The organism is Paraburkholderia bonniea (genome assembly GCF_009455625.1).
In the GTDB taxonomy this organism is placed as follows: domain Bacteria; phylum Pseudomonadota; class Gammaproteobacteria; order Burkholderiales; family Burkholderiaceae; genus Paraburkholderia; species Paraburkholderia bonniea.
In genome coordinates this window covers 2,404,651-2,423,518 of sequence record NZ_QPEQ01000001.1, presented here as the reverse complement: position 1 = coordinate 2,423,518, position 18,868 = coordinate 2,404,651, and the positions used below count along the sequence as shown (strand labels likewise).

Annotated in this window: 17 protein-coding genes and 2 tRNA genes; 7 read left to right on the top strand and 12 right to left on the bottom strand. The window is 62.3% G+C overall.

The window, feature by feature from the left end; translation table 11 throughout:
* Positions 1-5 precede the first annotated feature (5 nt).
* Positions 6-695 carry a lysozyme inhibitor LprI family protein gene (locus GH656_RS10695; RefSeq protein ID WP_246184247.1) on the top strand — a complete coding sequence of 230 codons (690 nt, stop codon included), beginning with the start codon at positions 6-8 and terminating at the stop codon, positions 693-695.
* 145 nt (positions 696-840) lie between these two features.
* Here GH656_RS10695 and fumC read toward each other — a convergent pair whose 3' ends face one another.
* The 5 genes from fumC to GH656_RS10670 form a co-directional block, all read right to left on the bottom strand.
* The gene (fumC, locus tag GH656_RS10690; RefSeq protein ID WP_153075861.1) at positions 841-2,259 is read right to left on the bottom strand and encodes a class II fumarate hydratase; all 1,419 of its coding nucleotides are present in this window, start codon (positions 2,257-2,259) and stop codon (positions 841-843) included.
* Between the two features lie 50 nt (positions 2,260-2,309).
* Positions 2,310-3,965: a phospholipase D family protein gene (locus tag GH656_RS10685; protein ID WP_153075860.1), complete on the bottom strand. Its 1,656-nt coding sequence runs from the start codon at positions 3,963-3,965 to the stop codon at positions 2,310-2,312.
* A 271-nt stretch (positions 3,966-4,236) separates the two neighbouring features.
* Positions 4,237-5,208 carry a ketopantoate/pantoate/pantothenate transporter PanS gene (gene panS / locus GH656_RS10680; RefSeq protein ID WP_153075859.1) on the bottom strand — a complete coding sequence of 324 codons (972 nt, stop codon included), beginning with the start codon at positions 5,206-5,208 and terminating at the stop codon, positions 4,237-4,239.
* A gap of 577 nt (positions 5,209-5,785) precedes the next feature.
* A complete protein-coding gene (locus tag GH656_RS10675; protein WP_153075858.1) occupies positions 5,786-7,171 on the bottom strand; it encodes an MATE family efflux transporter in 1,386 nt (461 codons plus the stop codon).
* A gap of 555 nt (positions 7,172-7,726) precedes the next feature.
* Positions 7,727-7,957 (bottom strand): RNA-binding S4 domain-containing protein, encoded by a 231-nt coding sequence (locus GH656_RS10670; RefSeq protein WP_153075857.1) that lies wholly within the window; start codon positions 7,955-7,957, stop codon positions 7,727-7,729.
* 299 nt (positions 7,958-8,256) lie between these two features.
* On the opposite strand from GH656_RS10670, the gene GH656_RS10665 reads away from it, so the two are divergent.
* Positions 8,257-8,634: a hypothetical protein gene (locus GH656_RS10665; protein ID WP_153075856.1), complete on the top strand. Its 378-nt coding sequence runs from the start codon at positions 8,257-8,259 to the stop codon at positions 8,632-8,634.
* Between the two features lie 448 nt (positions 8,635-9,082).
* On the opposite strand, the gene GH656_RS10660 is transcribed toward GH656_RS10665, so the two are convergent.
* The 7 genes from GH656_RS10660 to fdxA all read right to left on the bottom strand — a co-directional run bounded on the left by GH656_RS10660 (position 9,083) and on the right by fdxA (position 12,532).
* Positions 9,083-9,832, bottom strand: a complete 750-nt coding sequence (locus GH656_RS10660; RefSeq protein WP_153076641.1) for a DUF4088 family protein — start codon at positions 9,830-9,832, stop codon at positions 9,083-9,085.
* A gap of 165 nt (positions 9,833-9,997) precedes the next feature.
* On the bottom strand, positions 9,998-10,330 hold the full coding sequence (locus GH656_RS10655; RefSeq protein ID WP_153075855.1) for an AzlD domain-containing protein: 333 nt from the start codon (positions 10,328-10,330) through the stop codon (positions 9,998-10,000).
* Entirely contained in the window at positions 10,327-10,998 is a 672-nt protein-coding gene (locus GH656_RS10650; RefSeq protein WP_153076640.1) for an AzlC family ABC transporter permease, read from the bottom strand. The genes GH656_RS10655 and GH656_RS10650 overlap by 4 nt, the downstream gene beginning before the upstream one ends.
* 173 nt (positions 10,999-11,171) lie before the next feature.
* Positions 11,172-11,600, bottom strand: coding sequence for a CreA family protein (locus tag GH656_RS10645; protein WP_425495877.1), 429 nt, complete (start codon positions 11,598-11,600; stop codon positions 11,172-11,174).
* A 284-nt stretch (positions 11,601-11,884) separates the two neighbouring features.
* Positions 11,885-11,960, bottom strand: a tRNA-Asn gene (locus tag GH656_RS10640).
* Positions 11,961-12,040: 80 nt separating this feature from the next.
* Positions 12,041-12,116 (bottom strand) — tRNA-Asn (locus GH656_RS10635).
* 92 nt (positions 12,117-12,208) lie between these two features.
* Complete coding sequence (gene fdxA / locus GH656_RS10630) at positions 12,209-12,532, bottom strand: ferredoxin FdxA (protein ID WP_153075853.1); 324 nt, start codon at positions 12,530-12,532, stop codon at positions 12,209-12,211.
* A gap of 324 nt (positions 12,533-12,856) precedes the next feature.
* On the opposite strand from fdxA, the gene pncB reads away from it, so the two are divergent.
* The 5 genes from pncB to GH656_RS10605 all read left to right on the top strand — a co-directional run bounded on the left by pncB (position 12,857) and on the right by GH656_RS10605 (position 18,846).
* Complete coding sequence (gene pncB, locus GH656_RS10625) at positions 12,857-14,050, top strand: nicotinate phosphoribosyltransferase (protein WP_153076639.1); 1,194 nt, start codon at positions 12,857-12,859, stop codon at positions 14,048-14,050.
* Positions 14,051-14,174: 124 nt separating this feature from the next.
* Complete coding sequence (locus tag GH656_RS10620) at positions 14,175-14,837, top strand: LutC/YkgG family protein (protein ID WP_153075852.1); 663 nt, start codon at positions 14,175-14,177, stop codon at positions 14,835-14,837.
* A 60-nt stretch (positions 14,838-14,897) separates the two neighbouring features.
* Positions 14,898-16,322: a sodium:proton antiporter gene (locus GH656_RS10615; protein ID WP_153075851.1), complete on the top strand. Its 1,425-nt coding sequence runs from the start codon at positions 14,898-14,900 to the stop codon at positions 16,320-16,322.
* Between the two features lie 62 nt (positions 16,323-16,384).
* Positions 16,385-17,374: a 2-hydroxyacid dehydrogenase gene (locus tag GH656_RS10610; RefSeq protein ID WP_153075850.1), complete on the top strand. Its 990-nt coding sequence runs from the start codon at positions 16,385-16,387 to the stop codon at positions 17,372-17,374.
* Entirely contained in the window at positions 17,371-18,846 is a 1,476-nt protein-coding gene (locus GH656_RS10605) for a DNA recombination protein RmuC (RefSeq protein WP_153075849.1), read from the top strand. The genes GH656_RS10610 and GH656_RS10605 overlap by 4 nt, the downstream gene beginning before the upstream one ends.
* Positions 18,847-18,868: the final 22 nt, after the last annotated feature.

The following is an 18,868-nucleotide window of genomic DNA, read 5'->3' as shown; positions in this document are numbered from 1 at the left end:
AGCGCATGACCTGGAGCCGCGTTGCGATGCTGCTGGTGCCGCTGCTGGCATGGGCGGCGCTGCTCAGCCCGGGTGCCGCCCGGGCTGAAGTTGCGGCTGCTGACCCGATTGATAGCGCGATGCGGGCTTGTCTCGCGCGTGCGGACCGCTCCTCGACCATGGGGCAGGTGCAGTGCATGGAGATGGCGCAGGCGGGCTGGCAGACGGCGCTCGATCAGGCGCACCAGCAATTGCTGGCGAAGCTGCCTGCCACCCGGCGGCGCGGCTGGGACGAGAGCCAGCGGCGCTGGCAGGCCTGGCGTGACGCCGAAACCCCGATGCTGGGCGCGGTGTTCGCTACGACCCAGGGCACGGTGTACCGGCTGCAGGCGGCGGACATGCAGTTGCAACCGGTGCGTGAGCGGGCGCTGCTGTTGCGCCGCGCGGCGCTGGCCAGCGACACCCGGCCGCGCTATCGCGCGTGTTCGGCGGATGCGAGTTGCAGGCGTGCGAGCGCGGACGTCAAACGCAGCTTGCACAAACTGCGCCTGGAATTGCCTGCGGCCTCGCGTCCGGTGCTGGACCGGGCCCAGCGGGCATGGGCACGGTATCTCGACGTGACGGGAAGACTGGTCGAGCGCGATACCCGCAATGATCTGCTCGGGACGCGTTTGGCGACGCTCAGGCGTTTGCTGGATGCAGTGGGCAATAACTGAACCAGTTCGTGAACGTGAAGCAAGCCTGACAGCCGGTAGCGCAGCGAAAAGGGAGCGGTCCATTCATTCGTTGTGAATGAATGGACCGCTCCCTTTTCTATAACGCCACGTTTTCTTTCCCTTCTAGCGCCTGCTTTACTTCGCGTTACTTCGCCTTGCTGGCGGCGAGCCTTGCATCTCCGACCATCTCGTGCGGCCGGACCCATGCGTCGAACTGCGCCTCCGTCACAAACCCCAGCGCCAGTGCCGCCTGTTTAAGCGTGCTGCCTTGCTTGTGCGCATGCTTGGCGATTTGCGCGGCCTTGTCGTAGCCGATATGCGGGTTGAGCGCGGTCACCAGCATCAACGATTCATTCAGCAGCGTGTCGATGCGCTCCCGGTTCGGTTCAATCCCGATTGCGCAATGGTCATTGAAGCTGCGCGCGCCATCCGCCAGCAGCCGGATAGATTGCAGCACGTTGTGCGCGATCATCGGGCGGAACACGTTCAGCTCGAAGTTGCCGCTGGCCCCGCCAATATTCACCGCGACGTCGTTGCCAAAGACCTGGCAGCACAGCATCGTCAGCGCTTCTGACTGGGTGGGGTTGACCTTGCCTGGCATGATTGAGCTGCCTGGCTCGTTTTCTGGAATGGCGAGCTCACCCAGCCCGCAACGTGGGCCACTGGCGAGCCAGCGGATGTCGTTGGCGATTTTCATCAAACTGGCCGCGACCGTTTTGAGCGCGCCATGGGCGAAAACCAGCGCATCGGCTGCGGCCATCACTTCGAACTTGTTCGGCGCGGAGACAAACGGCAGGCCGCTCAGGCGGCTGAGCGCCGCCGCGACCTGGCTGGCGAACTGCGGATGCGCATTCAGCCCAGTGCCCACGGCCGTGCCGCCCTGAGCCAGTTCATATAGATGCGGCAGCGTCGCTTCGAGGTGACGCATGCCGTGCTCCAGTTGGGCGACATAGCCCGAGAATTCCTGGCCCAGAGTGAGCGGGGTTGCATCCTGCAAATGGGTGCGGCCGATTTTCACGATGTCAGTGAAAGCCTGGGCTTTGCGCGCCAGCGTGTCGCGCAGCAGTGCGAGCGCGGGCAGCAGCGTCGTCACGATGCCTTGCGCGGCGGCGAGATGCATCGCGGTTGGGAACACATCGTTGGAAGACTGGCCGCGATTCACGTCGTCGTTCGGATGCACCCGGCGCGCTTCGCCGCGCACGCCGCCCAGCAACTCGCTGGCGCGGTTCGCCAGCACCTCGTTGAGATTCATGTTGCTCTGCGTGCCAGAGCCGGTTTGCCAGACGGCCAGCGGGAATTCGTCGGGATGCTGGCCAGCGGTGATCTCGTCCGCGGCCTGGATGATGGCCTGCGCTTTGTCAGGGTCGAGTACCCCGAGCGCCTGATTGACCTCAGCGGCGGCCCGCTTGATGAGCGCTAGCGCGTGGATTAATTCGGGTGCTTGCTTCTCGCTGGAGATGCGGAAGTTTTGCAGCGAGCGCTGGGTTTGAGCGCCCCACAAGCGGTGATTCGGCACGGCAATTTCGCCGAATGTGTCGCGTTCCATACGGGTGTCTTGAGTCATGCGTGGGCTCCGGTGAGTGGGTGGAGGGGGCGGGCGGCGTGCGGTGTGCGTTAGAGCTGCGAATTGACCGGTAGCAGCAGGAACAGCCCGGTTAGCAGGTTGCGGTAAAAGCCCGCTTGCGGATCGAGGTTGTAGCGGCGTATCTGGCCGTCTTCTTCGTCGCTCCAGACCAGCGGCGAGCGGGTCGCGCCATGGCGTTGCTGCGCGAGCTCTTCCGGCGTGGCGAGGGTGACGCGATAGCTGACTTCCGGGGCCGTGGCCGCTTCGAACAGGCGCGCGACTTCGGTGGCCAGCACCGGGCTGTGGATCACCAGCACGAGTTCGGTATTCAGATAGGCCGAGCGTGGATCGAGATTCATCGAACCGATCACCAGGATCTCCCGGTCGATCACATAGGTTTTGGCATGCAAGCTGGCGCGAGAACTGGAGCCGGTCATCCTGGCCCGGCCGCGCCGTTGCAGCGGCTTGAATTCGTAGAGTTCGATGCCGCGCTGGAGCAGCGGCACGCGGTAGGGGCTGTAGCCCGCCTGGACCGCGACGGCATCGGTGGCTGCCAGCGAATTCGTCAGGATAGCGACGCGTGCGCCGCGCGCCCTTAGCGCCCCGAGCAGCTCGACGCCTGCGTCGTGCGGGACGAAATACGGCGAGGTGATCAGAAACTCGCGCTGCGCACTTTGCACCAGTTCGGCCAGGCGGTGCATCGGCGGGCTGACGTACTGCGTGTCAGGACGATTGATCTTGTCGGGCGAATCGACTTTGAATTCGGCACGGGCCCACACCAGGCCGAGTTCGTCACGGCTGATCTGCGCCGCGAGCGGGGTGGCGTTCAGCGGCTTGGCGTTATAGGGCTCCGCGTAAAGACGCCAGTGGCGGCGCAGCTCGTCGCGCATCGCGTTGATTTCAGCGGGGCTGAAGTTTTGCCGGTTGAGCGCGCGTAACGGATAAGCGCCGCTGCTGTTCCAGTAGTCGTCAAAGCTGGCTGACACCAGCGCAGTGACCGGCCCTGCCGCCAGGACATCGAGATCGCGGAACTGCAGGGTTTCGCTTGCGCTGAAGTACTGATCCCCCAGATTGCGCCCACCGACAATCGACAACTGGTTGTCCGCGATCATCGCCTTGTTGTGCATCCGGCGCGTGAAGGCGTCGATCTGGGTGAAGAGATTGGTAGTCCGTTCGAGCATGCTGTGCTGCCGGCTGCCAAACGGATTGAAGACACGAATCTCGATGTTGGGATGCGAGTTGAGTGCGGCCATCACGCGGCCGATGTCCTTGAAGTTCAGGTCATCTACCAGCATCCGCACTCGCACGCCCTGATCTGCGGCATACAGCGCGGTGCCGAGCAGCAGCTTGCCGGTGGTGTCTTCGTTGGCGATGTAGTACTGCAAATCGAGCGTCTGGGTCGCGGCACGGGCTAGCGCAATGCGCATCTGCAAGGCTTCGGCACCGTTGGACAGCAAGCGGAAACCCGACTGGGCGGGATGCGCGGCTTCAGGGGCGGAGAGCGCGCGCCCTAATGGCGTGGCGTTCGCGGCGGCAGTGGACAGCGCGTGTGTGACGGAGCGCTCGAAGGCGCTGGCCGGGGGGCGGCTGGCACAGGCGCTCAGCAGCAGCACAAGGGTGCCAAGCCAGATCACGCATGCCGGTGTGAGGTGTTGCTCGGAGGAGCGCACAGCGGCGCGCAGGGTGAAGCAGCGAAACACCGGCATGCGGAAGGTTCTCCTTCAGAAGGGACTTCGGTCGGCCAGAACGCGCCGCCTTGAGGTAACGGTGTGAGGCAGAAGCTGTGGAATCTGTGGCAAGGAAAATCAGGCGCGGTGAGCGGTGGCAACGAGACGAGGCAACGAGCGCCATTCTAAGGTGAATCGGTGCGGCCGGAGTGGCCGCACCGCTGGGGGCCGGTGCAGGTGAGTGGTTAGCGGGGTTCGTGGCTAACGGCTAGCGGCTAACGACGGGCATCCGGTGAGGTCGCCAGTTGCTTTATCCGGCTGGCGTTCGAGAGGAGTCGTTGGCCTTCGCCGCCTCATCTGGCCGGGTTGAACCTTGCGCCGGGCGGCTGGACCAGCGGCTGGCGAGCAGCGAGCCCGACAGGTTGTGCCAGACCGAGAACAATGCGCCAGGCAGGGCGGCGACCGGGGTGAAATACAGCTTGCCGAGCGTGGCGGCGAGGCCGGAATTTTGCATACCGACTTCGATCGCCAGGGTGCGGCAGACCGCTTCGTCGAAGCCAAGCAGACGTCCGCCCCAATAGCCGCTCAGCAGGCCAATGCCGTTATGCAAGATCACGCCGACGGCGACCACCAGACCAACCGAGGCGATGCTCTGCTGCGTGCCGCCCACTACCGCCGAAATAATCAACAGGATTGCCACCATCGAAACCAGTGGCAGTACGGGCTCGATCTTGCGTACCAGGCGGGTAAACAGATGATTGATGACGAGGCCCGCCGCGATGGGCAGCGCCACGATCTGCAGGATGCTCAGCAGCATGCCGCGCACATCGACGGCAATTGACGCATCCACATAGAGCCGCGTCAGCAGCGGCGTAGCGAAGACCCCGACGAGCGTTGAGAGCGCGCTGATCGTGACGGAGAGCGCCACGTCGCCGCGCGCCAGATAGATGATGACGTTGGATGCCGTGCCGCTGGCGACACTGCCGACCAGCACCATGCCAGCGGTGAGTTCAGGCGGCATGCGTAGCGCTTTGGCGATGATCCAGGCAGCGAGCGGCATCACGAGGTAATGCAGCACGATGCCAGCCGCGACGGGCGCGGGCCGGGTAAAGACACGCTGAAAATCAGCGAACGAGAGCGTCACGCCCATCGCCAGCATGATGAGCGTCAGGAGCGTAGTGACATGCGGTGTGATGCCGGTGACCGAACTGGGCGAAAAATACGCGCCAAGCGAAACGAGCACGGCCCACAGCGGAAAAAGACGGGTAACCCGGGCAAGCATGGGGAAAGATCCTTGGAAAAGCGGAGGCGGGAAAAAGCGTGACCGGTGTGGCGCAGAGACGCGGTGACCGGGGGCCAGCGTTTGAGCCAGCGCGCATTCTACCGGGGCACAGCGGGGGAGGGCGCGTGTGCTGGCGCTGCGTTGTTGGCTGTGGCGCGGCGGTGCTGGGAATGGCGGCGAAAGGGGCACGTGGCGCGGGAGATGCGGCGCGATGGCCGTGAGGTAAGCCGCGAGAGATAGGGAAGGCGTAGCGCAATCAGACTGGGCGGGGCCGGGGGTGTTGGCAGCGGTGTGGAGGGTGTCGCTGGGCCGCTGTTGTTGTGCTTGCGATGGCGATGGTAGCGGCCAAGCCAAGGCTCAGGCCAAGGCCCCAAGGCCCCCCAGGCCCCCAGGCCCCCAGGGCCCCAAGGCCCCAAGGCCCCAAGGCCCCAAGGCCCCAAGGCCCCAAGGCCCCCAAGGCCCCAAGGCCCCAAGGCCCCAAGGCCCCAAGGCCCCAAGGCCCCAAGGCCCCCAGGGCCCCAAGGCCCCAAGGCCCAAGGCCCAAGGCGCCCCAAGGCCCAAGCCCCAAGCCCAACCGCTACCCCAACCGCCCCGCTACAACCGGAAGCAGCCGCTGGCTTTTACGATGAAAGCGCACCGTCATCAGCAGCGCGACACTGGCTAAACCAGCCGCCAGCCCCCACCACAGCCCGCGCGGCCCCAAGCCGAAATGAAACGCCAGCAGATAACCGGTGGGAAAGCCGATGCCCCAGTAACCGAGCGTCGCCGCGAGCATCGGCACCCGGGTGTCTTTCAAGCCACGCAGGCAACCCGAGGCGACTGTCTGCACGCCGTCGACGATCTGGAAAATTGCAGCCACGGCTAGCAACGAATTGGCCAGCGCAATCGTGGACGCATTCGACGCTTTGTCAGGATTGAGATAGAGCCCGACGATGGTGTGCGGCGCAACGATCATCACGAAGCCCGAGAGCCCCATGAACGCCACGCCAAGCCCGATGGCGACAAATCCGGCATGGCGCGCCGCCAGAGGCTGGCCCGCGCCGGCCCAGTAGCCCACCCGCACGTTCGCCGCCTGGCCGATGGCGAGCGGCACCATGAAGGCCACTGAGGCGATGTTCAGCACGATCTGGTGGGCGGCGAGCGAGGTTTCGCCTAGCAATCCGACCATCAGGCCAGTGGCGAGAAACAGCAGCGCTTCGACGCCGTAGGTAATAGCGACCGGCCAACCGAGGCTGAACAGCTCGCCCATCATTTGCATGCTGGGCCGTTGCGCCGTGACGTAATGACGATAACGTGGCCGCAGATGCAGCCAGGCCACCAGCACGATCGCCGTGAGCCAGATCGTAATCATCGTGGCCATCGCCGAGCCCAGGAAACCCATGTGCGGCAAGCCGAACTTGCCATGGATCAGGCCATAGTTCAGAAACGCGTTGACCCCGACCCCGGCGAGCGAAACCCACAGCAGGCGCTTTGCCGCCCCAATCGCGGGCAAAAACGAGCGCATCAGGCCAATCCCGATCAGGCTGCCCAGCGTGCCCCAGCGCAGCACAGCGCAGTATTCGCCGATGTTGTGCGCCAGCAGTGGCGGCTCACCCAACGCCAGCAGAATCGGCGTGGCGAAGGACAGCAGTGCGAACGCGGGGATCGACAGCAACACTGACAGCACCAGCCCGGTCCAGTAGATATGCGGCACGCGTCCTTCAGCCTGCGCGCCGCGTGCATGCGAGACCGTGACGCTGACCGAGGTCAACACGCCTTGCAGCAGCGTGACCACGACGAAAAAGAGATTCGCGCTCAGGCCGCCTGCTGCCAGGGCATCAGGGCCGAGTGAGCCGAGCAGGATGGTGTCGGTGACGCCCATGGCCATCTGCGACAGTTGCGCGATGGCCAGCGGCGCTGCGAGCCGCGTGGTGTCGACTGCATGGCGCACATAGGTGGGAGGCCGAGTGAGGGTATGAGACATGCTGGATGCCGGGTAAGGAGAAGTGCAAATCAAAGAGAGAAGGGGCCGTCAGAGGGGGGCGCTGGTAGCGGTGCTGCGTGCGGCCCCTGCCGCACCGCATTCCATCAACGGCGCTGGCAGCGCTTTTTGCTTCGGCGCGGCACTGTCGCTGCATGTGCGGTTGGCCGAAGCGCCGGGTCAAGGCTGCTGAGTCAAACCACCGAGTCAAACCGCTGAGTCAAACCGCTGAGTCAAACCGCTGAGTCAAACCGCTGAGTCAAACCACCGAGTCAAACCGCTGAGTCAAACCGCTGAGTCAAACCGCTGAGTCAAACCGCTGAGCCAAACCGCTGAGCCAAACCGCTGAGTCAAACCGCTGAGCCAAACCGCTGAGCCAAACCGCTGAGCCAAACCGCTGAGTCAAACCGCTGAGTCAAACCGCTGAGTCAAACCGCTGAGTCAAACCGCTGAGTCAAACCGCTGAGTCAAACCGCTGAGTCAAACCGCTGAGTCAAACCACCGAGTCAAACCACCGAGTCAAACCACCGAGTCAAACCGCTGAGCCAAACCACCGAATCAACTGGGCGCTGGGCCTTCCTGAACCGCGATGCGGGTATCGCCCAGCAGCACGACTTGGCCGGTGCGGATCTTGCAGGTTTTACGTCGTTCGGTTTGGCCATCGACCTTGACCTCACCTGCTGCCACCAGCAGCTTGGCTGACCCGCCGCTGTCAGCGAGACCGGTCAGCTTGAGCAGGTTATGTAGTTCGACGTAATCGCCAGTTAGCGTGAAATGAAGGTTAGGCATGGTGTGTTACTGCATGAAAGAAGAGCCGGGAGCGGGTTCGCATCATAAGCCCACGCCTCCTGAATGGCGAGCCTGTGCCGGGTTTGGGGTGAGCTTCAGGCGTTTTTCATCGTGTCAGGAAATGCAACGTTGAGTAACAGATTGGTGCAGACGCTGAACTTCCCGGGCCAATGGCTAGTCTCTACAAGGCCCGTTGCATACCGCAGCGGCCTACATTGACCGGGCGAGGCACGTATGCCTGCATGCGGTAGGTGCCAGATAGTCCGCCCGCGTCCAACAACATACAGAGAGGATTTCCCATGACTCAGATTCGCTCGCTGCTGATTGGCACTGCCCTGACCGTGCTGGCTACCACTGCCGCTTTCGCCCAGACCGCCGCTGCTCCGGACGCAATGGCACCGATGCAGGCTCCTGGCACACCAGGCGTCACCCCCGCGCCACAGCCGCTGACCGCACCAGGCTCAACGGACCCTCTTGTGCAAAAACGCAATGCTGACGCCCAGGCCAACGCGCAATACCGCGCATCAAAGAATGCGTCGAAAGAAAAATACAAGGCGCAGGTGAACAAGGCGAAGAAGCAGCGCAAGACCGAGAAAAAGGCCGCTACAGCTGAGATGAAAGATCAGATGCAGGCACCGGACCAGATGCCTGCTCCGTCAGCGCCTGGCGTGCAATAAGCCGCTGGCCTGGTACTAGGGCGCTCATCCTCACAGAAAGAGCGCCCGCAAAAAATCTGCCCGGGACCGGTGACGGCCCGGGCAGATTTTTGTGCAAGCCGGGCATAGGGTGGAGCAAAAAGCTGAACCGCTGCAGGCTGTGTCGGGCATCGCCACCACGACCCGTTTTCGGGCAAACGCCACACGTATCTGACCGAGGCTCGCTATCAGGCTCCACGCTAGTGCGGATTTGCCGGGGCCAAGGCCGATGCAGTGCGCAACCAGCATCGCCACCACGACCCGCTTACGGGCAAACGCCACACATCTGACCGAGGCTCGCTATCAGGCTCCACGTTAGTGCGGATTTGCCGGGGCCAAGGCCGATGCAGTGCGCAACCAGCATCGCCACCACGACCCGTTTTCGGGCAAACGCCACACATCTGACCGAAGCCCGCTATCAGGCTCCACGCTAACGCGGATTCGCCGGGGCCGGCGCGGTGAATAACTGCCGTAGCCACGCGGCCAGCCGCGTGAAGATGTCGTAAGGCTCTTCGATAAAAATTTCGGGCTTGAGCAGCCGCAGATATTCCATCACCTGCTGCGCTTCCTGCTTCTGGAACAAGCCGTGCGCCACCCCCAGACGTAGCAGGCCGCGCAATTCCCCGAGTTTTTCGCGGGCGGTGCTGCCTACGCTGGTTTCGCATCCCACGCGGGCTTCATACACGCGCTGGCGCAGCGCTTCCGAGAGCCGCCAGGCGGGGGTTTGCATGCTTTCCTCCAGCGCCTGGATGTCTTGTACGGAATGCTTGATCTGGGCCGCCAGCGGTTCGATCAGCGTGGCTTCCGCCTGCGCCTCATTGACAATCGCCGCGGCCCACTCCTGACAGTGCTGGCTGAGCATCTCAGGGGTCCACTCCGAGCGCGCGGCAAAGCCAAAGCCAAACTCGCCTGCCTGGCGCATCAGGATCGTGACGATATCCGGGAATTCTTTGTCGAGCGTCCGCTTGGCCCACGCATAGTGGCCCCCTTGCAGCATGCGCTGCACCGCATGCTCGGTGAGCGGCACCATGTTATCCAGCAGTTTGGCGCGCAGAAAATCTTCGAACGACGGTGTGGCGAATTGCGCATCGAGCTTGAGCGAGACGCGCACAAAAGCCTCGAAGTCCTTGCGGAGCGACGTAATGATTTCGTCTTTGAGTGACAGGGTGATCTGGCCCATGAACTTGTTCCCGGTGGTCGTTGCACGCGGCATGTCTGCCCCGCCCCCTAGTTCGGGCCTTGCGGGCCCGAAGCGCTGACTTCAATGGGATATCGGCCAGATCAGAAAAAACTTGAGCCTGCCAGATGCCAGCCTTGCAGCAGACATCCGGTTATGTCGCAGCTATCAACTGAGTACCGGCAGCACCAGGCCTTGCCACGCGAAAAACACCGCGAGCCCAACTGCAATCGTGACTAACGGACGGCGGGTGAGGGCGCTCACCAGCATCGCGGCCAGCGCACCGACCAGTTGCGGATTGCGCCAGTTCAGCTCAGCTCCCGCACCATGCGGCGACACCACCATCGGCACGATGATCGCTGTCAGCACGGTGACCGGAACAAAGCTGAGCGCCGTGCGCACCAGAGGGGGAAACGCCAGCCGCTCGCCCAGCACGAACACGGCTGCACGAATTAGCCAGGTGATGAGCGCCATGCCAGCAATCAACAGGACGTAATTCATGAGGGGATCTCCGGCGTGACGGGACGAGTAGCGCGTGGCCAGGACAGCACAACGCCGACGATCACACCTGCCAGCACGGCAGCCAGCAGCCCGAGCTTGTACGGCCACGCCTGCCAGAAGAACGCCAGCGCACCTGCCGTGCTGGCGGCAGCGATATAGCGCAAGGCGACGAGTTGCGGCACCACAATGGCGATGAAGGTGGCCACCATGGCAAAATCCAGCCCGAGTGACTGCAGCCCCGGGAACGCTGCCCCGAACAGCAGGCCAGCGAGCGTCCAGATTTGCCAGTTGAGATACATCGAGATGCCCGAGCCCAGGAAATAGTACGGGCTGACCGGGCCAGGCGGATGCCGCCGGTAGTGAGCCCAGGCGACGGCGAATACCTCATCGGTGAGCAGCCCGCCGAGGGCCCAGCGCCAGCGCATCGGCAAATGTGCGACATAAGGCGAGAGCGTTGCGCTGTACAGCACATGGCGCAGGTTAATCACCAGCGTGGTGGCGAGGATCACGGCGAAGCTGGCATGACTGGCGATCAGACCGAGCGCGATGAACTGAGCCGAGCCCGCGAATACCGCGAGCGACATCAACTGCCCTTGCCATAGATGCAGCGGCCCCGAGGCGACGAGGGTGCCGAAGATCATGCCAAACGGTGCGGCACCAACGAGCATCGGGATCGTATCGCGTGCGCCTGCGGTGAATTCGCGCCAGCGATCGGGGGAAGTGGACGGCACGGGGTATTCCTGAACAAAAAATGAGTGAATGCGCTGCGTGAGCGGCGATGCAGGTGCTACGTCAGGCGTGAACGGTGCGCGGTGAACGGTGAGTACTGCGGTGCTCAGCGCTATTTCAGCGGAATGGGCGTTTCAGCAGGAACGGGTACGGCGGTGACACTATTTTTCGCGCTGCCGGTGACGACACGGTCGCTATAAGTCAGATATACGAGCGTATTGCGTTTGGCATCGACGATGCGCACCACATGGAGCGCCTTGAAGATCAACGACATGCGCTCGGAGAACACCACTGCTTGCTGCTTGAGCGGGCTGCTAAAGCGCAGCGTGCCGACCTGGCGGCAGGCAATCGAGGCTTCAGTTGGATCTTCTGCCAGTCCGAGCGTGCCCTTGATGCCACCGGTGCGAGCGCGCGAGACATAACAGGTCACACCTGCGACCAGCGGATCATCGTAAGCCTCGACCACGACGCGGTCTGAGCCGGTGACGCGGAAATTCGTATTGACGCTGGCGATCTCTTCACTGTGTGCGAGCGGCAGCATCAGGGCCGTGACGGCGATGGCCAGCGGTAGTTGCAGCAGGGTGGTTTTCATCGGAGGTCCCGGAGAAAAAGCGCCATCGTATACCAGCGCTGATGTTTTTCAGGATGCATTGCGCGTGCAGCGAAGCGGCGCTGGCACTGCGGCTGAACAAGATCGGCCGATGCAGCAGGGCGGCAAAAATGGCAAAGGCGGTGACAAAAACGGAGACAAAAACAACAAAAGCACAGCGAAAGTGCTCGCGCAAAACAGAAAGGCCCGCATGAAAATGCGGGCCTTCGAATTTTTGGCTCCCCGACCTGGGCTCGAACCAGGGACCTACGGATTAACAGTCCGGCGCTCTACCAACTGAGCTATCGGGGAACAACAATGAAACTGGTGCAGCGGCTCTCTACATAAAAAAGCCCGTTACGTTGAATACGTTTAGCGGGCTATTGCAATTTTGGCTCCCCGACCTGGGCTCGAACCAGGGACCTACGGATTAACAGTCCGGCGCTCTACCAACTGAGCTATCGGGGAACGGAAACAGCAGAGAGACGCGATTGTAGGGGGATGCGATCGGAGCTGTCAAGGCCCCGGGCGCTGCGGCTGCATTTATTGCAACCTGGGGTTTAACGTTCGAGCAGTGCGAGCTTGGCGGTGACGTCCTTGAACTCTTCGGCTTCCGGCAGCGGGGCTTTGGTCTTGGTGATGCTTGGCCAGCCTTTGGCCAGATCGGCGTTTAGCACAATGAAATCCTGCTGGTCGCCTGGCACGTCTTCTTCGGCGTAAATCGCGTTCACCGGGCATTCGGCGACGCACACGGCGCAGTCGATGCATTCGTCGGGGTCGATGGCAAGGAAGTTCGGGCCTTCGCGGAAGCAATCCACCGGGCAAACATCAACGCAGTCGGTATAGCGGCACTTGATGCAGCTTTCGGTCACAACGTGAGTCATTCAGGCAGCTCCTGCATGCGGTGTCGGGGGGAAGGGGCAAAACGTCGAGAGGCGCTATTGTAGCGTAACGCCCAGCCCCCGGCAGCCCCCCGCCCAGACCGGTTTAGATCGTTTTGTGATTAGTTAATGAGAGACATTGCTTCAGTGCGTCTGGTTGCGTTGGGCTGAGTTATGGCTGTGTTTTGGCCATGTTTTGGCTAATAAGGTGGCCATGACGGTAGCTGTGGCCGGCATCGGCATTCGGGTAACATGCGCCAGCATCAGGTGCGCCCGGCATTGCCTGGGCGACGCGCCTTCTCTTCTACGCTGTCAGCTTGCACGTTAATAATGATTACTTCGCTGCTCGATACCGACTTGTACAAGTTCACGATGATGCAAGTTGTCCTGCATCATTTTCCCGCGGCGAATGTTGAATATCGCTTCCGTTGCCGTACTCCCAACGTTGATCTGGTGCCCTATATCGGCGAAATCCGCGACGAAGTGCGCAAGCTATGCCAGTTGCGCTTCAGCGCCGCAGAACTCGATTACCTCAGGGCCATGCGCTTTATCAAAAGCGATTTCATTGATTTTCTGGCCTTGTTTCACCTGAATGAAGCCGCAGTGTCGATTACGCCATCGGCGAAAGGCAATGGCGAAATCGAGATTGATATCAAAGGGCCGTGGCTGCATACGATCCTGTTTGAAATTCCGCTGCTGGCGATCGTCAATGAGGTGTATTTCCGGCATACGCAGCAACAGCCGGATTACAGCGAAGGGCGTGAGCGTCTCGTGGAAAAAATTGCGCTGCTGGGCGCGCGTCCTGAGTTCGCTGACTGCAAGATTGCCGATTACGGCACCCGCCGGCGTTTTTCGCGGCGCTGGCACGATGAAGTGGTTCGCACGCTCAAGGCTGGGCTGGGCGAGCAGTTTGCCGGCACCAGCAATGTTTTTTATGCGATGCAGCATGGCCTTACGCCACTGGGCACGATGGCACACGAATATCTCCAGGCGTGCCAGGCATTAGGCCCCCGGCTGCGCGATTCGCAGATTTTCGGCTTCGAGGTGTGGGCCAAGGAATATCGCGGCGACCTTGGCATCGCGTTATCGGATGTCTACGGTATGCAGGCGTTTTTGCGCGATTTCGACATGTACTTTTGCAAGCTGTTTGATGGCGCGCGGCACGATTCCGGCGATCCTTTCGATTGGGGCGAGCGGCTTTTGAGCCACTACGAAGCGAACCGCTGCGATCCGCGCACCAAAGTGCTGGTGTTTTCTGATGCGCTGGATATTCCGAAGGTGATTCAGCTCTATGAGCGTTTTCGCGGGCGTTGCAAGCTCGCATTCGGCGTGGGCACGAACCTGACGAACGACCTCGGCTATCAGCCGTTGCAGATCGTCATCAAGATGGTGCGCTGCAACGGCCAGCCGGTGGCGAAACTGTCCGATTCGCCGGGCAAAAACATGTGCGATGACCAGGCGTATCTGGCTTATCTGCGCCAGGTTTTTGGCATCACCACGCCAGCGGAGCCCGTCGCATAAAGGCTTGGCAGCGTTCCTCATCCTGCTGCTCGTCAGATGGCGGCGGTAAGTCATTGTGATAGGTATCTTTCGTTTCGCGCCCTCCGGGCAGGTTTTGGCACGATTTGGCACGAGGTTTTGGCTTATGAATTCATCCACCGCGCGGCGCAATATTCTGGCGCGCATTCGCGCCGCCCAGGGGCGTGCGGCGCAACCCTCTGACGCTGAGCGTGAACAGGTTGCCGACTATCTGGCACGCCATCCCGCTGGTCCGCGCCCCACATTGCCGGACGATCTGCTGGAACGTTTTTGCGACGAAGCGCAAAAGATGTCCACTACGATTGCCGCCGTCGATACCCTGGGCGAAGCACCGGCGGCCATCCAGCACTACCTGGTGCAAGCGGGCCTGCCGACGCGGGCCATCGCATGGCAAACCCTGATGGATTTGCCATGGCATGAAGCGGGTCTCAGCGTCGAATTCCGTCCGCCTGAAGATGGCGATCTGGTTGGCATCACCGGGTGCTTCTGCGCGACGGCCGAAACCGGCACGCTAGTGCTACTCTCTGGACCCCAAACTTGGGCTTCGGCGGCCTTGCTGCCAGAAACTCACCTGGCGCTCGTGCCTGCTTCGCGGATTGTCGCGGGGCACGAAGAAGCGTTCAGCCTGATCCGCGCCGAGCAAGGTGATTTGCCGCGTGCTGTCAATTTTGTCTCGGGCCCGTCACGCACGGGCGATATCGAACAGACCATCGTGCTGGGAGCCCATGGGCCTTACCGGGTTCATGTGATTGTGGTGCGCGGCGCGTGAGTGCGGCGCGGCTGTCTGACTGTCTGGCGGGAGACCGCCGAAAAACAACAGGATGTGAAGATGAAACGACCTGACGCGTGGGCGGGCATCGCGCTCGCCGTGGCACTCGTGTGCTGGCCTCAACTGGCGAGCGCTGCGGCGCTTGATGGCGCGATGTTATCGGCATGGTGGGGTGTGCCATTTGCCGGGATTTTGCTCTCGATCGCGGTGTTTCCGCTGATTGCTCCGGCGCTGTGGCATCACCATTACGGCAAGATCGCAGCGGCATGGGGCGTGGCGTTTTTGCTGCCATTCGCGCTGGTGTATGGTGCGGGCCCGGCACTAGGCACGCTGATCCACGCGATGCTCGAAGAGTACCTGCCATTCATCATCTTGCTGACCGCGCTGTATACGGTCGCCGGCGGCATCTGCGTGCGCGGCAATCTGCATGGCACGCCACGCGTCAACACGGCGCTGCTCGCGCTGGGCACGGTGCTCGCCAGCATCATGGGCACGACGGGCGCGGCGATGCTGTTGATCCGCCCGCTGCTGCGCGCCAACGACAACCGCAAACACGTCGTGCACGTGGTGGTGTTCTTTATCTTCCTGGTGGCCAATGTGGGGGGCTCGCTGTCACCGATTGGCGACCCGCCGCTATTCCTCGGGTTTCTGAATGGCATCAGTTTTTTCTGGACCACGGTTCATCTCGCGCTGCCGATGCTGTTCGTCAGCGGTGTGCTGCTGGTGCTGTTTTATGCGCTTGATTCGTATTATTTCCACCGGCGCGAAGAAGAGGGCTCGCGTTTTCTGGACCCGACACCCGATACCCCTGCGCTTGGCATCGACGGCAAGATCAATTTCGTGCTGCTGGGGGCCGCGATCGCGCTGGTGCTGATGAGCGGGTTCTGGAAACCCGGGGTTTCGTTCGAGGTCTACGGCACCTCCGTCGCGCTGCAAAACGTGGTGCGCGATGTGGGGCTGATCGGCGTGACGCTGTTGTCGCTGGTTCTGACGCAGCGTTCCGCGCGTGAGGGCAACGCGTTCACATGGGGCCCGATTGAGGAAGTGGCCAAGCTGTTCGCCGGTATTTTCATCACGATTGCGCCGGTCATCATGATCTTGCGCGCGGGCGAAGCCGGTGCGTTCGCACTCATCACGCGTCTGGTGACGGACCCCTCTGGCAACCCCAGCAATCCTGCGTATTTCTGGGCGACGGGTCTGCTGTCATCGTTTCTCGACAACGCGCCAACCTATCTGGTGTTTTTCCATCTGGCGGGCGGAAACGCGCAAGCGCTGATGACCACGGGGGCTAGCACCCTGGTGGCGATTTCGGCGGGCGCGGTGTTTATGGGCGCGAACACTTATATCGGCAACGCCCCTAATTTCATGGTGAAAGCGATTGCTGAGTCACGTGGCATTCGCATGCCGAGCTTCTTTGGCTATATGGCCTGGTCGGGCGCGGTGTTGATTCCGCTGTTTCTGGCCACACACTGGCTGTTCATTTAAAGCGGTCTAACCTGTTTGAGCGGGGCGCGTGATGCGCCCCGCTGCGTTTTGGGAGCGAAGCGATGCAAAAAGTCCTGATAGCCCGGCCGATCTTTCCTGATGTGGTTGAGCGTCTGCGGCAGTACTTCGAGGTGGACTGGAATACCGGCGAGGTGCTTGGCGCAGAGGCGCTGACCCAGCGTCTGGCAGACAAGGACGGCGCGCTGACCGCTGGCGACACCGTGAGCGCCGCGATGCTGGCTGCCGCACCACGCTTGCGCGTGGTGGCGAATATGGCCGTGGGCTACAACAATTTCGACATGGACGGATTCAATGCCGCTCATGTGCTGGCCACCAATACCCCCGATGTGCTGAACGAATCAACCGCCGATTTTGGCTGGGCGCTGATGATGGCGGCCGCGCGGCGCATGGCCGAAGCCGAACACTGGCTGCGCGGCGGCCACTGGCAAAAATGGGCCTACGACGGTTTTCTGGGCGCGGATATTCATGGCTCGACGCTGGGGGTCATCGGCATGGGCCGGATTGGTCAAGCGCTGGCCCGGCGCGCGCGCGGCTTCAACATGCAGGTGCTGTATCACAACCGCACGCGCGTCGCGCCTGCGATCGAAGCCGAACTGAACGCGCATTACGTGAGCAAGGAAGCGCTGCTGCAGCGCGCCGATCACGTTGTGCTGGTGCTGCCGTATACCCCGCAAAACCATCACGCGATTGGCGCGGCGGAACTGGCGCTGATGAAGCCCAACGCGACTTTGACCAACCTCGCCCGGGGCGGCATTGTCGACGACGCGGCGCTGGCCGACGCGTTGCGCCACAAGCGGATTGCCGCTGCGGGACTGGATGTGTTCGAAGGCGAGCCGCAGCTCAACCCGGCGTTGCTGAGTGTGCCGAATATCGTGCTGACGCCGCATATTGCCAGCGCTACCGAGGCGACCCGGCGCGCGATGGCCAATCTGGCCGCAGACAACCTGATTGCCGCGCTGGGCGAAGGCCCGAACGCCGGACGGCCACCGAACCCGGTGAATCCGCAGGTGAGCGGGAGGGCGCGAGCATGATGATGGGCTTGCTGGTAGTGGTGGCGTTGCTGGCACTGGGCGTGCTGTTCGCCGTGCTGGCATTGTGGCGCGGCGCGCGTCATACGCAGAGCGAGGCGCGTCTGGGCGAACTGGGCGAGCAGCTTGGTGCCACGGCTGAAGCGCAGGCCCGCGCAGGCGAGCGGCTTGAGCGGGAATTACGCCACGAGATCACGGAAACCGCGCGCCTCTCACGCACGGAGCTTAGCGGCAGCGTGGCCCAGTTTCAGCAGACTTTGGCGGCGCAGTTCGGCAGCATGAGTAGCGTCCAGGCGAACAAGATCGACAGCTTTGGCCAGCAACTGGTGCGGTTGACCGAATCCAATGCACAACAGCTTGAAGCGGTGCGCCAGAGTCTGCAGCAGCAGGCCCAGCAAGCGCGCGACGAACAGGGGGCGACACTCAAACGGTTTGGCGACACGCTGACATTGCAGTTCGTGCAACTGGGTGAAGCGAACGACCGGCGTTTTGCCGAAGTGCGCGCCACCATCGAGCAGCGGCTGAAAGACATCGAAGCGAACAATTCATCGAAGCTCGAAGAAATGCGCCGCACGGTCGATGAGAAGCTGCATGCCACGCTTGAGCAGCGCCTGGGCGAGTCGTTCAAGCAAGTGTCGGAGCGGCTGGAGCAGGTGCATCGAGGGTTGGGAGAGATGCAGACGCTGGCGGCTGGCGTGGGTGATCTGAAGAAGGTGCTGAGCAACGTCAAGACCCGTGGAACGTGGGGCGAGGTGCAGCTAGAAGCGTTGCTGGAGCAAGTGCTGACGGTCGAGCAATACGCGAAGAATGTGGCGACCGTGCCAAAGAGTAACGAGCGCGTCGAGTTTGCGATCAAGCTGCCCGGGCGGCATGAGCAAGATGGCGTGGCGCAGCCGGTGTGGCTGCCAATCGACGCGAAGTTTCCACGCGAAGACTACGAGCGGCTGATTGACGCCCAGGAGCGGGCTGATCCTGCGGCGGTTGAAGAGGCATCCCGCGCGCTTGAAACGCGGATTCGCGCGGAGGCACGCACGATTGCGGAAAAGTACATCGCACCGCCGCACACGACCGATTTCGCGCTGCTCTTTTTGCCCACGGAAGGTCTCTACGCGGAGATCCTGCGCCGCCCAGGGTTGACCGACATGCTGCAGCGGGACTATCGCGTGACCATCGCCGGGCCGACTACGCTGACCGCGTTGCTCAATAGTTTGCAAATGGGTTTCCGCACGCTGGCGATCGAACAGCGTTCAAGCGAGGTCTGGCAAGTGCTGGGGGCGGTGAAAACCGAGTTCGGCAAGTTTGGTGATGTGCTGGCGCGGACCCGCTCGCAACTGGAAACCGTGACGCGCTCCATTGAACAAGCCGAGGTGCGAACCCGCGTGATGAACCGCAAGCTGCGGGATGTCGAAGCATTACCAGGGGAGCAGGCGGCAGGCCTGCTAGGCGAAATGCCAGCGGAGGCTGACGAGACCTGAAGTGCTGCGCTGGTGTTGTGCT

What these genes read in the sequence shown, in the direction of transcription:
- fdxA (WP_153075853.1), bottom strand. Translation starts at nt 12,532, where the DNA reads ATGACTCACGTTGTGACCGAAAGCTGCATCAAGTGCCGCTATACCGAC.
- GH656_RS10685 (WP_153075860.1), bottom strand. Translation starts at nt 3,965, where the DNA reads ATGCCGGTGTTTCGCTGCTTCACCCTGCGCGCCGCTGTGCGCTCCTCC.
- GH656_RS10665 (WP_153075856.1), top strand. Translation starts at nt 8,257, where the DNA reads ATGACTCAGATTCGCTCGCTGCTGATTGGCACTGCCCTGACCGTGCTG.
- fumC (WP_153075861.1), bottom strand. Translation starts at nt 2,259, where the DNA reads ATGACTCAAGACACCCGTATGGAACGCGACACATTCGGCGAAATTGCC.
- GH656_RS10695 (WP_246184247.1), top strand. Translation starts at nt 6, where the DNA reads ATGACCTGGAGCCGCGTTGCGATGCTGCTGGTGCCGCTGCTGGCATGG.
- GH656_RS10620 (WP_153075852.1), top strand. Translation starts at nt 14,175, where the DNA reads ATGAATTCATCCACCGCGCGGCGCAATATTCTGGCGCGCATTCGCGCC.
- GH656_RS10645 (WP_425495877.1), bottom strand. Translation starts at nt 11,600, where the DNA reads ATGCTGCCGCTCGCACACAGTGAAGAGATCGCCAGCGTCAATACGAAT.
- GH656_RS10650 (WP_153076640.1), bottom strand. Translation starts at nt 10,998, where the DNA reads ATGCTCGTTGGTGCCGCACCGTTTGGCATGATCTTCGGCACCCTCGTC.
- panS (WP_153075859.1), bottom strand. Translation starts at nt 5,208, where the DNA reads ATGCTTGCCCGGGTTACCCGTCTTTTTCCGCTGTGGGCCGTGCTCGTT.
- GH656_RS10610 (WP_153075850.1), top strand. Translation starts at nt 16,385, where the DNA reads ATGCAAAAAGTCCTGATAGCCCGGCCGATCTTTCCTGATGTGGTTGAG.
- GH656_RS10660 (WP_153076641.1), bottom strand. Translation starts at nt 9,832, where the DNA reads ATGGGCCAGATCACCCTGTCACTCAAAGACGAAATCATTACGTCGCTC.
- GH656_RS10675 (WP_153075858.1), bottom strand. Translation starts at nt 7,171, where the DNA reads ATGTCTCATACCCTCACTCGGCCTCCCACCTATGTGCGCCATGCAGTC.
- GH656_RS10655 (WP_153075855.1), bottom strand. Translation starts at nt 10,330, where the DNA reads ATGAATTACGTCCTGTTGATTGCTGGCATGGCGCTCATCACCTGGCTA.
- GH656_RS10605 (WP_153075849.1), top strand. Translation starts at nt 17,371, where the DNA reads ATGATGATGGGCTTGCTGGTAGTGGTGGCGTTGCTGGCACTGGGCGTG.
- GH656_RS10670 (WP_153075857.1), bottom strand. Translation starts at nt 7,957, where the DNA reads ATGCCTAACCTTCATTTCACGCTAACTGGCGATTACGTCGAACTACAT.
- GH656_RS10615 (WP_153075851.1), top strand. Translation starts at nt 14,898, where the DNA reads ATGAAACGACCTGACGCGTGGGCGGGCATCGCGCTCGCCGTGGCACTC.